General features: G+C 36.5%; 9 protein-coding genes and 1 tRNA gene. 5 read left to right on the top strand and 5 right to left on the bottom strand.

The genetic code is table 11. The features are described from left to right. The first annotated feature begins 95 nt into the window (after positions 1 to 95). The 3 genes from BLS89_RS00320 (at position 96) to pgi (ending at position 3,014) form a co-directional block, all read left to right on the top strand. The gene (locus BLS89_RS00320) at positions 96 to 437 is read left to right on the top strand and encodes a PadR family transcriptional regulator (RefSeq protein ID WP_092735520.1); all 342 of its coding nucleotides are present in this window, start codon (positions 96 to 98) and stop codon (positions 435 to 437) included. Continuing rightward, positions 431 to 1,204 (top strand): hypothetical protein, encoded by a 774-nt coding sequence (locus BLS89_RS00315; RefSeq protein ID WP_092735519.1) that lies wholly within the window; start codon positions 431 to 433, stop codon positions 1,202 to 1,204. Before BLS89_RS00320 ends, BLS89_RS00315 begins: the two co-directional genes overlap by 7 nt. A 166-nt stretch (positions 1,205 to 1,370) precedes the next feature. Further along, entirely contained in the window at positions 1,371 to 3,014 is a 1,644-nt protein-coding gene (pgi, locus tag BLS89_RS00310; RefSeq protein ID WP_092735518.1) for a glucose-6-phosphate isomerase, read from the top strand. Positions 3,015 to 3,143: 129 nt separating this feature from the next. On the opposite strand, the gene BLS89_RS00305 is transcribed toward pgi, so the two are convergent. Then, positions 3,144 to 3,659, bottom strand: a complete 516-nt coding sequence (locus tag BLS89_RS00305; RefSeq protein WP_092735517.1) for an SHOCT domain-containing protein — start codon at positions 3,657 to 3,659, stop codon at positions 3,144 to 3,146. 455 nt (positions 3,660 to 4,114) lie between these two features. On the opposite strand from BLS89_RS00305, the gene BLS89_RS11265 reads away from it, so the two are divergent. Next, positions 4,115 to 4,210, top strand: coding sequence for a helix-turn-helix domain-containing protein (locus tag BLS89_RS11265; protein WP_317039403.1), 96 nt, complete (start codon positions 4,115 to 4,117; stop codon positions 4,208 to 4,210). Between the two features lie 113 nt (positions 4,211 to 4,323). On the opposite strand, the gene BLS89_RS00295 is transcribed toward BLS89_RS11265, so the two are convergent. The 4 genes from BLS89_RS00295 to BLS89_RS00280 all read right to left on the bottom strand — a co-directional run bounded on the left by BLS89_RS00295 (position 4,324) and on the right by BLS89_RS00280 (position 9,422). Continuing rightward, positions 4,324 to 4,400, bottom strand: a tRNA-Asn gene (locus tag BLS89_RS00295). Between the two features lie 71 nt (positions 4,401 to 4,471). Continuing rightward, a complete protein-coding gene (gene rseP, locus BLS89_RS00290) occupies positions 4,472 to 5,941 on the bottom strand; it encodes an RIP metalloprotease RseP (protein WP_092735516.1) in 1,470 nt (489 codons plus the stop codon). A gap of 84 nt (positions 5,942 to 6,025) precedes the next feature. Beyond that, on the bottom strand, positions 6,026 to 9,097 hold the full coding sequence (secA, locus tag BLS89_RS00285) for a preprotein translocase subunit SecA (RefSeq protein ID WP_092735515.1): 3,072 nt from the start codon (positions 9,095 to 9,097) through the stop codon (positions 6,026 to 6,028). Between the two features lie 103 nt (positions 9,098 to 9,200). Further along, complete coding sequence (locus tag BLS89_RS00280; RefSeq protein ID WP_002662059.1) at positions 9,201 to 9,422, bottom strand: DUF2795 domain-containing protein; 222 nt, start codon at positions 9,420 to 9,422, stop codon at positions 9,201 to 9,203. A 360-nt stretch (positions 9,423 to 9,782) separates the two neighbouring features. Between BLS89_RS00280 and uvrA the strand changes: the two genes are divergently transcribed. After that, positions 9,783 to 12,605 carry an excinuclease ABC subunit UvrA gene (uvrA, locus tag BLS89_RS00275; protein ID WP_092735514.1) on the top strand — a complete coding sequence of 941 codons (2,823 nt, stop codon included), beginning with the start codon at positions 9,783 to 9,785 and terminating at the stop codon, positions 12,603 to 12,605. Positions 12,606 to 12,667 lie beyond the last annotated feature (62 nt).

Raw genomic sequence — 12,667 nt, 5'->3', positions numbered from 1 at the left:
AAAACGAATATTCGTCTAAGAGGTTAATAATTAAGTTTAATTTTAATATATAAGAAAATTATGCATATATTTGTGATGTATTAATTTTATCATTTATGAAAAAGAATGCTTTATACAAAGGAACGCTACAGAATATTATCCTGAAACTTCTTGCAAGAAGTGAAAAAATGTACGGTTATCAGATGACTCAGCAGGCAAAGGAACTGACGAGCGGGCATCTGGCAATGACAGAAGGAGCACTATATCCTATTTTGCATAAATTGGAAAACGATGGCATCATAGAATCCGAAGTGCAAAATATCAACGGGAGAGACCGAAAGTACTATTTCCTCACAGAAAAAGGGAAACGCTACCAAGTGGAAAAAGAGGAGGAAATGGTAAGCTATATCTCAAATCTGAATACTATTTTCAATCTTAAAATGACAAAACTATGCTAAGGATAGACCAAACACGGAAAATTATATATTATTTGTTAAATAGAAAGCGTTTGCCGCTGGAGCTTCTCGTAGAGGTGCAAGACCATATGACAGAACAAATAGAAGCTCAGATGAAGGATGAAAACTGTACCTTTGATGAAGCTTTCCTTAATGCAAAAGCGTATTGGAATGAAGATCTTACGATGGTAAACAGAACCTGGATACCTACAGAAAAAAAGATTACAAGAATACAAAAGGAGACTGAAAAATCCATAAAAGGCAGTTTGCTCTCTAAAAGCTTAAAAATATATATGGCTTTATTTTTTGCTTTTGTGGCTTTAGCATTGCAATTTCCTGATGTCGCTGTTTATTATTGGGTATTTTTACAGGTTTTGGTGTTAGTGAGTATCATATTCATTTGGATTTTCGATTGGAAAGTGATGAGAAGTACACGGCGTAGCTACAAAAAAGATATTAGCTTTTTTCAGAATGTAATTCGTTCGTGTTTTTCTTTTGCGTCTGTCACAGCTTTTCTTAGTTTTATTTCATATTATAGTAGTGATGTTAATTCGATTTATTCAATAGCTCATTTTATTTTTAATATTAATGAGATAGCATTTTCTACTAATGAAATTAAGGCTTTACAATATTTTTTAATATTCTTTAAATTAATCCCTATACTCTATCCTTTTATAAGTGTTTATTGTTTCATTAGAGGATTTTTGGGCTATCAAGAGTACAAAAAATCAATAAGAATATTAGTACGAAAAATCAACCTAAAATTATAATAAACATAGTATAATTAGGAGCTTTGGCTTGGTGTATCTTAAGGAAAAGCATCAGTCTGAGGAGGACGGTGCAAGAGCCATTATCCAAAAAAGAGTTATCTTTGTAGGCTTTTTTAGCATAAAAGGCTATGCGGTTTATTAAATTCAATAAATACAGAAACACAATATGTTACCAAAAATAAATCCTAAGAGTACTAAATCTTGGCAAAAATTAAAACAAATATTTAACAATCAAAAATTTGATTTAAGGATATTGTTTAATGAAAACAGCCGCCGTTTTTCTGAGTTTTCGATGAAGACAGACCATTTCCTTTTTGACTATTCTAAAAACTTAATCAATTCCGAAGTCAAGGAAACCCTTCTTGAACTTGCCGAAGAATGCCAGCTAAAAGCAGCAATAGAAGCCATGTTCTCCGGAGAAAAAATCAATGAAACGGAAGGCAGAGCCGTCCTTCACACTGCACTTAGAGATTTTTCGGATACCCCGATTTTGGTAGATGGCAAAGATGTAAAGCCTTCCATTAAAGCCGTATTATCTAAAATGAAAGTATTCTCGGAACGCGTGATTTCCGGGACACATAAAGGTTTTAGCGGTAAGGCGATAACGGATGTCGTGAATATCGGTATCGGAGGATCGGATCTGGGCCCCGTGATGGCATGCAAAGCTCTTCAGCACTATAAAACAAGGCTCAATATCCACTTTGTATCAAATGTAGATGGTAATCATCTTGCGGAAACTTTGAAAAATCTTAATCCTGAAACGACTTTGTTTATCATTGCTTCCAAAACTTTTACGACACAAGAAACGATGACGAACGCCCATTCTGCAAAAGATTGGTTTTTGAAATCGGATGCACAAAAAGACGATGTAGCAAAGCATTTCGTAGCACTCTCTACAAATAAAAAAGCCGTAGTAGATTTTGGAATTTTAGAAGAAAATATTTTTGAATTTTGGGACTGGGTAGGAGGTCGCTATTCACTATGGAGTGCCATTGGGCTGAGTATTGTATTAGCTGTAGGCTATATGCATTTTGAGGAATTGCTTAGAGGAGCTTACGATACGGATGTGCATTTTAGAACAACGGAATTTTCGGAGAATATCCCCGTATTGATGGGACTTTTAGGGATTTGGTATCGCAATTTTTTCTCAGCGGATACTTATGCTGTATTACCTTATTCACAATATTTGGAACGCTTTCCCGCTTATTTACAGCAGGGGGATATGGAGAGCAATGGCAAGTCGGCAGATAGAAACAGAGACTTTGTAGATTATGCTACGGGACCTGTCATTTGGGGGGAACCTGGTACTAATGGGCAGCACGCTTTTTACCAGCTTATCCACCAAGGGACTTCGCTTATCCCATCGGATTTTATTGCCTATGTTCATTCGTGCAATAAGATTTCGGACCATCAGGAGAAACTGCTGGCAAATGTCTTTGCTCAAACAGAAGCATTGGCATTTGGCAAAACAGAGGAAGAGGTGAGAGCCGAATTAGAGCAATCGGGAAAAAATACAGACGAAATTCAAGCGTCGTTACCTTATAAAATTTTTAGAGGCAACAAACCTACGAACACATTTCTATTTAAGGAATTAACACCTTTTTCATTAGGGCAACTGATTGCATTATACGAGCATAAAATTTTTGTACAAGGTGTAATCTGGAATGTTTTCAGCTTCGACCAATTTGGCGTAGAGCTGGGGAAAGTTTTAGCCGGTAAAATATTGTCCGAAATCGAAGACGAAAAATCTCGGCTCGACCACGACAGCTCCACCAACGGACTTATCGCCTATTATCGAGAGTTTAAGTAACTAAGGCTACTCCGTACAAATACATCTCATAAGAATAAAAAACCTAACAAACTTATAATCAAAAGACATACATTCCAGATATCTCTAAAATATAATTTTGTATGTTTGACCTAATTTTACTAAATAGCTTTATTCTCTCTTAAATTCTTTGTCTTTTTCAGAATCGACAAGGGACAAAAATTTTTCTTCAAATTCTTTTTGGGTAATTATTCCACTGTTGTAAGCCTGTTTTAGTTTTTCAAATAGCTCCGCTTCGGTTTTCTCTTTGGCATTAGCCATCGCTAATTCTCTTATTCTATCTATTTTTTGTATATATTCATTTTGGATTTCGCCTTTTTTAATTTTCAGCTCTTCATCATTTAAAATTCCAGAATTTTTAAGTTCAGCAAGGGTTTTAATTTTTGCAATGTATTCCTCATTTGCTTTTTGAATATTTTCATCTTTTGATTTCTCAACCTTTAAAATAGTTTTACTCCTCATCAGTACTAATAAAGCAGCGTGGTACTCTATTACCCCTAAAATAAACCAAAGATATTTATTTTTATTTTGTTTACTTGCTTCTCCACAAACAATAGGCGCACATATGATTTTTAAAATTATTCTAATAAGAGGTTTGTTTTCTGATTCATCCTGAGAAACATGCAATACAAATAAGCTAATTACTATAATGGATCCTAAAGTATAAATTACCCCAAAAGAATCAATAGTCAGGTATTTTTCTTTACCTCTTGATTCTATCCACGCTTACACCTCTAAATAACAAATAAAATATAAGAATAGCCAATATAACCTTAACAGTTATAAGGATAAATGAATCATTTTCATCATTTGTATTGTATTGAGCAAATGAATTTTGAAAATAAACATAAATAATAAAAGTAATTTTGTTTTCATAATTTTAAAATTTGTCATATATAGCATTTGATTAGACAAATATAAGATGCAATTTTGACTTGTCAAATAAGTCAAATTGGAAAAAGCAGAAATTCTTAAAATTATTGGTAATAAGCATTAAAAAAGCAAGAGAATCTAAGGGGAGATCTCAGGTTGAACTTGTGGGTAAAATGCGTGGTGAAATAGCCCTTACTAATATTTAGAGAATAGAATCAGGCAGAACCAATCCTAGTATATACACACTATACAGAATTGCCGAAGCTCTGGAAGTACCATTAGAAGAATTGATAAATATGAGGTAGCTTCTAAGGAATAAAATCTCTTTTTTTTCGTAAAACGGTGATTTCTATTTTTCACAACACCCCAAAGATCTTATTAAAGATATAAAAAAGACCTACATTTCTGTAAGTCTTTTTGGCTCCTCCTGCTGGGCTCGAACCAGCGACCCTCTGATTAACAGTCAGATGCTCTAACCAACTGAGCTAAGGAGGAATGTTTTGTTCATTTTTCGTGGTGCAAATATAGAAACTTTTTTAATACCAACCAAATTTTTTCTGAAAAAATTATTTAAAAAGTTTAAAAATATCTCCACCAATAATCAGCAACATCAGTCCCATAAGGAGAATAACGCCGATCATTTGGGCATTTTCTAATACTTTTTGTGGCACTGGCTTACCAGTAATCATTTCCCAAAGTGTAAACATCACATGCCCACCATCTAGCCCTGGAATCGGTAATAGATTAAGGAAAGCTAGCCAAATTGAAAACATAGCCGTAAAACTCCAGAATAACTCCCAGTTGATCTGCTCCGGCATCATCTTTACAATACCTATCGGTCCGGATACTTTTTTATAACCTTGTGTTTTTTGGTTAAATATAATTTTAAACTGTTTTACCTGCATTACAAGTGCATCTATGGTTCTTGAGAAACCTCTTGGTATCGCTTCTAACAAAGAATACTTCTTTACTACTTTTGTTTGGTCAAACGCTTTTTCTATAACAGTCGCAGAAGGGAAAAAACCTAATTTTCCTTCGCTATTCACTCTGATGTCTTTATGCAGAATTTCATTATTTCTCTCTATATCTATAGCTATGGTTTTACCTTTGTGAGAAGCCAATAAAGATTCCAGATCGTCATAAAACGGAGTAGAAATACCATTCACACTAATAATCTTATCCCCTTTTTCCAGTCCTGCTTCTTTGGCACCGAAATTAGGGAGCACGCTATCCACTACAGCAGGGAAACGAGCTGTAAAATAAATTTTAGCTTTATTAGATTTCAATACTTCGGCTACACCATCTTCGTTTATACGGAATGTTATTTCTTGTCCATTTCGGATAACGGTAATATTATTGGCAAACAACATATTGATAAGAGAATGTTCCATTTTAACCGATGGTTTTCCGTCAATAGCAATAATCTTATCTCCCGTTTTAAGCCCCATTTTTTGAGCGGCTTCCGTAGCAAATATTCCGTTTTGAAATTTGGAATTATCGTGGTAAGTTTCTCCATAAAAAAAACTAAGACACGAATAAATAAACCATGCTAAAAAGAAATTAACCGTTACCCCACCCAGCATAATGATTAGTCTCTGCCAAGCAGGTTTACTACGAAACTCCCAAGGCTCTGCCGGCTTCTTCATCTGCTCTATATCCATACTTTCATCTATCATTCCTGCAATTTTCACATAGCCACCAAAAGGCAACCAGCCGATACCGTATTTAGTACTTTCAGGGTATCGCCTCCAATCATCTTCCGGAAGTTTTGATAGGTCTATAGGAACTTTTTTCTCTTTTCCATCATCTTGTATTATTGTCTCTGTATCAGGAAGATTTTTGGACAAAAAACGATATTGCCATTTTCCGTTGATATTTTTCATAGAAAAAATAGAAAACACAGGATCGAAAAAAAGAAAAAACTTTTCTGCCCTTGTTTTGAAAAGCTTAGCCGGTATAAAATGCCCCAGCTCGTGTAATATCACAAGGATAGATATACTTAGAATAAACTGAAATATTTGCGTAAATAGTCCCATTAAAATTAGTTGTTATTATTAAATATTTTAGATAAGCTAAACCCTCTCTGGTCAGAGAGAGGGCTGCTTTTTACTGATTGTTACCTATGCCGGTATTTCCCCTTTATAGAGGAATGATACAATCTCTTTATTGATTTTATCTACCATTTCACTAAATAGATAGTAAGATTCTTGTTTATAAATCACAAGCGGATCTTTCTGCTCATAAACAGCACCCTGAGAAGAACGACGCAAATCATCCATTTCACGAAGGTGAAGTTTCCAATTTTCATCAATGATCGCCAAGCATATATTTTTTTCAAAATCATTGATCATCGTATCACAATGGCTTTCAAAGGCTTCTTTCAAATCCGTAACGATAGTCATTGTTTTGATGCCGTCACTGAAAGGCACTTGTATCATCTTGAACATATTACCTTGATTTTGATATACATTCTCGATAATTGGGAAAGATTTTTCTTTCAGCAAATTGAGCTTCATTTGATAGTCTTCTGCTGCCTTTTTATAAACAATCTGAGTAAGATCTTCTACGGATTTGTTTTTGAAATCATTTTCAGAAACAGGAGATTCCATCGTAAAGTATTTAATAATTTCAAATTCAAATTCCTTATAGTTATTCTCCACTTTAGTTGCTGAAACCACAGAATGAGCTACATCAAAAATCATATTATTGATATCATACTTCAAATGATCTCCGAAGAGTGCATTTTTTCTTCTCTTGTAAATAACATCTCTCTGCTTATTCATAACATCGTCATACTCCAAAAGTCTCTTACGAATACCGAAGTTATTTTCTTCTACTTTTTTCTGAGCTCTTTCGATAGACTTGGTAATCATAGAATGCTGGATCACTTCTCCTTCTTTATGCCCCATTTTGTCCATCATTTTGGCTATTCTTTCGGAACCGAATAGACGCATTAGGTTGTCCTCCAATGAAACATAGAACTGAGAACTTCCTGGGTCTCCTTGACGCCCAGCACGCCCTCTTAGCTGTCTGTCCACACGTCTTGAGTCGTGTCTTTCCGTACCGATGATGGCAAGTCCTCCTGCCTCTTTCACATGGTCTTTAAGTTTAATGTCGGTACCACGCCCTGCCATATTGGTTGCGATAGTTACTACTCCTGCACCACCTGCTTCTGCTACGATTTCGGCTTCTTGCTTGTGTAGTTTGGCATTAAGAACTTGGTGTTTTATTTTTCTTAGTTGTAATGCTCTGGAAAGCAGCTGTGAGATTTCCACAGAAGTAGTTCCCACAAGGACAGGACGCCCTTGGGAAGTCAGCCTCTCTATCTCTTCTATAACTGCATTATACTTTTCACGATTGGTTTTATACACGAGGTCTTGTCTGTCGTGTCTTTGTATCGGTCTGTTAGTAGGAATTACCACTACATCTAATTTGTAGATCTCCCAAAACTCTCCGGCCTCTGTTTCTGCGGTACCGGTCATTCCGGACAGCTTATTGTACATACGAAAGTAGTTCTGAAGCGTAATGGTAGCAAAAGTTTGAGTTGCTGCTTCTATTTTCACATTCTCCTTTGCTTCGATGGCTTGGTGCAATCCGTCGGAGTAACGGCGTCCTTCCATTATACGCCCTGTTTGTTCATCCACTATTTTCACCTCCCCGTCTATCACTACATATTCATCATCTTTTTCGAATAATGTATAAGCTTTTAGCAATTGGTTAAGTGTGTGAATTCTTTCAGATTTAATGGCGTATTCCCTGTACAATTCTTCTTTTTGGGCAAACTCTTCTTCTTTGGAAAGATTTTTAGCCTCAAGTTCCGCAATCTCCGTTCCTATATCTTGAAGGACGAAGAAGTGAGGATCCGAGTTTCCTTGAGACATATATTCTACACCTTTGTCTGTAAGGTCTATTTGATTGTTTTTCTCATCAATCACAAAATAGAGGTCTTTATCCACTTTAGGCATATCGCGGTTATTGTCCTGCATATATTGCGCCTCTACTTTTTGCAACAAAGATTTGTTCCCTGTTTCGGAAAGGAATTTGATAAGTTGTCTGTTTTTTGGCAATCCTCTGTACGCTTGGAGTAATTTGAATCCGCCGTCTTTGGTATTGCCTTGTGCGATGAGCTTCTTCGCTTCGTGAAAGATATTAGAAACCGTTTTTTTCTGAATATTAACAATTCTATCCACCGAAGGTTTTAGCAAATCAAATTCGTGTTTATCTCCCTGAGGTACAGGACCTGAAATGATGAGCGGTGTTCTCGCATCGTCAATAAGTACAGAGTCTACCTCATCCACGATAGCATAGTTGAGCTCTCCCTGAACCATTTCATTAGGATTGGTTACCATATTATCCCTTAGATAGTCAAACCCGAACTCGTTATTTGTACCATAGGTAATATTGCATTGGTAAGCTTTTCTTCTGGCATCCGAATTCGGCTGGTGATTGTCTATACAGTCTATGGAAAGCCCGTGAAATTCGTATAAAGGTCCCATCCACGCAGAGTCCCTCCGGGCAAGATAGTCGTTTACTGTAACCACATGCACCCCTCTTCCCGGTAATGCGTTAAGGTATATAGGCAAAGTTCCCACAAGGGTTTTACCTTCACCTGTTGCCATCTCGGCAATTTTTCCGTTGTGTAGTACCACACCGCCTATGAACTGTACATCGTAGTGAACCATATCCCATTCCACACTTGTACCGGCAGCATCCCAATGGTTAAGCCATACCGCCTCATCACCTTCTATTTTCACGAAGTCTTTTGTGGCAGCCAATTCTCTATCTCTATCCGTAGCTTTTACTCTTATTTCTCCATTTTTAGCCCATCTTCTGGCGGTATCTTTCACTACAGCGAAAGCCTCTGGTAAGATCTCTTGTAGTACCTTTTCCTCTATTTGGTAAGCTTCTTTTTTCAAGACTTCTATTCTCTCGAAATAGCCTTCTTTTTCATCTACATCTGTAGTAGATTGTATTTTTTCTTTAAGCTCGGAGATTAGAGAAGTTACCTTATCTGTTGCAGACTTTATTTTATCTTGAAATTCAATAGTTTTTTGTCTAAGCTCTTGATCCGACAGCTGTTCTATTTTAGGCTCAAAGGCTTTTATTTTAGCTACTATTTTTCTTACTTCTTTTAGATCTTTTTCATTTTTATTACCTAAAAAACCTTTGAGAATTGTATTAAAAAAACTCATAATAAATTTATTTTAGCCAATTTTAGAATGGCATTATTCTGCTTAGGATTATAAATTAAATGATACAGACAGCAAGCAGGACTACCTGTATCATTTTTAATTTTTAATATTCGTCTTCATTCCAGAGGAAGTCTTCATCCGTAGGATAGTCCGACCATACCTCTTCTATGCTTTCGTAGATTTCTCCTTCATCTTCTATAGCTTGGAGATTTTCTACCACTTCCATAGGAGCTCCCGTTCTAATGGCATAGTCTATAAGCTCTGCCTTAGTCATAGGCCATGGAGCGTCACTTAAATAAGATGCAAGTTCTAATGTCCAATACATAATCTATATTTTTGAAAAGTATTTTATTTAATAATCAATCTAGTGGTTTTCACCAACAAAAAACATATGTTTTGCTCAATAAAAAGCCAGTAACCACACTGTTTTTTGTCTATTTTAGTCTAAAACCACATCAATATGCAATCGCAAATATACAATTATTTTGTTTATTATAATAAGTATATATATTCATATACATTATTCGAATAATGAAATTCTCAACCTGCATATTTTGAGAGAGCAGTCAATAATTATTCCGACAATTCAAATATGCCATTTAGACATTTCCCCACTGCCATTTAGACACAACAATAAAGAATGTACGATGCTCTTCCTTAAATCTATTCTTATTAACTTTGCAAGATGAACGAAAAAGAATTCATAGAAATATACGGTGCACGAGAGCACAATCTGAAAAACATTGATGTAAAAATCCCAAGAAACGAACTCGTGGTCATCACTGGACTCTCCGGCAGTGGAAAGTCTTCGCTGGCTTTTGATACCATATTCGCAGAAGGACAAAGACGCTATATAGAAACTTTTTCGGCATACGCACGGCAATTCCTTGGAGGTCTGGAACGTCCTGATGTAGATAAAATTGAGGGACTCTCGCCCGTAATTGCTATCGAACAAAAAACCACCAACAAGAATCCAAGATCTACCGTAGGCACAGTAACAGAACTCTATGATTTTCTAAGGCTTCTTTTTGCTAGAGTATCCGATGCGTATTCCTTGAAATCGGGAGAACTGCTTGTAAGCCACACTCCTGAACAAATTTTAGAAAAAATAAAAGAAACCTACAACGGAGAAAAAATATTGTTGCTAGCTCCCCTCATTCGTTCCCGAAAGGGGCATTATCACGAGCTTTTCGTACAATTGGCTAAAAAAGGATATTCCCAAGCACGAATAGACGGAGAACTCCAAGATATAGAATACGACCTAAAACTAGACCGCTACAAAACCCACGACATAGAAGTAGTAATAGACCGGTGGATTATAGGTGAAAGCAATACCGAAAGCCGAATGGAAAAATCCCTAAAAACAGCTCTAGAGATGGGAGAAGGTGTAGTAATGATCCAAAAGTTTGGGGATAACGAGTTCCGATACTTTTCGAAAAACTTAATGGATGTATCTACCGGAAATGCCCTTCCTATACCGGAGCCCAATACCTTCTCTTTTAATTCGCCGAAAGGAAGCTGCCCTACTTGCAAAGGATTAGGAACCGTAAAAAAAATCAGAGAAGAAAATATTATAGAAAATCCGGACTTCTCCACCCTTAAAACTTTATCCCCTTTGGAAGTACTAAGCAATACTAAATGGATAAAATCTCAAATTACAAATATTTTAGAATTATCCGACCTCAGCCTTACAACTCCTTTCAAAGACCTACCAAAAGAAGTAAAAAATATGATTTTCTACGGCTGCCAAAAAGAAATCACAAAAAGCCTGAAACACGCCGGTATCTCTAAAAAACTTAAAATAAACTTCGACGGAATAATCCCCATTTTAGAAAAAATAATAGAAAATACAGATAACCACGAAGCTGCAAAAATAGAACGCCTATTTTCTTCTGAAGAAACTTGCCCGGAATGTAACGGCACACGCTTGCAAAAAGAGAGCTTGGCTTTCCGCATTGACGGAAAAAATATTGCGGAAGTAAATGCAATGAGCCTTACAGAACTTAAAGATTGGACCAAACAGATAAAAAATAAATTTAGTGCTAAAAATAAAATCATTGCCAACGAAATTCTAAAAGAAATAGAAACCCGCCTGCAATTTTTATTAGATGTAGGATTAGAATACCTCAGCCTCAGCCGAAGTAGCAAAACACTCTCCGGAGGAGAATCCCAGCGTATAAGATTAGCCACTCAGATCGGTTCTCAGCTCGTCAATGTTCTCTATATTTTAGATGAACCTTCTATCGGCTTACACCAAAGAGATAATGAAAGGCTAATCCACTCTCTGAAAAACTTGAGGGATATAGGCAATTCTGTTTTAGTAGTAGAGCACGACAAAGACATTATCTTGGAAGCCGACCATGTTTTGGACATAGGACCAAAAGCCGGAATACACGGCGGAAAAATCCTTTGGCAAGGCAGCCCGAAAGATTTAATAAAAGCCGATACCATTACCGCCGATTATCTTACGGGTAAAAAAAACATTGAAATCCCTAAAAACCGAAGAGAGGGCAATGGCAAAAATATTATCCTGAAAGGAGCCACAGGCAACAATCTAAAAAATGTAACACTAAACATCCCTCTCGGAAAGCTGGTGGTAGTTACAGGGGTATCTGGAAGCGGAAAATCATCCTTAATCAATGGAACCCTCTATCCTATCCTCAATAAGCATTTCTACCACAGTATCCAAGAACCACTGCCCTACAAATCCATTGAAGGGATAGAAAACATAGACAAAATCGTAGATGTGGACCAAACCCCTATCGGAAGAACACCACGCTCTAACCCTGCCACTTACACCGGTATTTTCACCGATATTAGGGCTCTATTCGCAGAACTTCCGGAGAGTAAAATACGAGGCTATAAACCTGGAAGATTTTCCTTTAATGTGAAAGGCGGACGCTGCGAAACCTGCCAAGGCGGAGGACTAAAAGTAATTGAAATGAACTTCTTGCCGGATGTCTATGTCCACTGCGAAACCTGTAACGGGAAACGCTTTAATCGTGAAACACTTGAAATCAGGTATAAAGGAAAATCTATCTCTAATATCCTTGAAATGACCATCGATGAGGCTTCTGAGTTTTTCCACCCCATTCCTAAAATTTACAATAAAATTAAAACCCTCCAAGATGTAGGATTGGGATACATTACCCTCGGACAGCAATCCACTACTCTATCCGGTGGAGAAGCACAGCGTATAAAACTCGCTACCGAACTAGCCAAAAAGCAAACCGGTAACACACTCTATATTTTGGACGAACCGACTACAGGATTGCATTTTGAAGATATAAAAATTTTGATGGAAGCCATCGATAGACTTGTGAATTTAGGTAATTCGTTCATTATTATCGAGCATAATATGGATGTGATAAAACTTGCCGACCATATCATAGACATAGGTCCAGAAGGGGGAAAAAGCGGTGGAAAAATAGTAGCAGAAGGTACACCGGAAGAAATTATAAAAAACAAAAAATCCCTAACAGGAAAATTTTTGAAAAAGGAGATGTAATAATTCTACAACTCTTAATAATAAACAATCCTTCTATTTTTCAACAGAAGGATTGTTTATTT

This window comes from Riemerella columbipharyngis (assembly GCF_900101995.1).
In the GTDB taxonomy this organism is placed as follows: Bacteria; Bacteroidota; Bacteroidia; order Flavobacteriales; family Weeksellaceae; genus Riemerella; species Riemerella columbipharyngis.
The sequence above is the reverse complement of the archived record's forward strand: the minus strand, read 5'-3'. Positions and strand labels throughout refer to the sequence as shown.

Coding starts and splice junctions, on each gene's coding strand:
- uvrA (WP_092735514.1), top strand. CDS start 9,783: ATGAACGAAAAAGAATTCATAGAAATATACGGTGCACGAGAGCACAAT.
- BLS89_RS00315 (WP_092735519.1), top strand. CDS start 431: ATGCTAAGGATAGACCAAACACGGAAAATTATATATTATTTGTTAAAT.
- BLS89_RS00320 (WP_092735520.1), top strand. CDS start 96: ATGAAAAAGAATGCTTTATACAAAGGAACGCTACAGAATATTATCCTG.
- pgi (WP_092735518.1), top strand. CDS start 1,371: ATGTTACCAAAAATAAATCCTAAGAGTACTAAATCTTGGCAAAAATTA.
- rseP (WP_092735516.1), bottom strand. CDS start 5,941: ATGGGACTATTTACGCAAATATTTCAGTTTATTCTAAGTATATCTATC.
- BLS89_RS00280 (WP_002662059.1), bottom strand. CDS start 9,422: ATGTATTGGACATTAGAACTTGCATCTTATTTAAGTGACGCTCCATGG.
- secA (WP_092735515.1), bottom strand. CDS start 9,097: ATGAGTTTTTTTAATACAATTCTCAAAGGTTTTTTAGGTAATAAAAAT.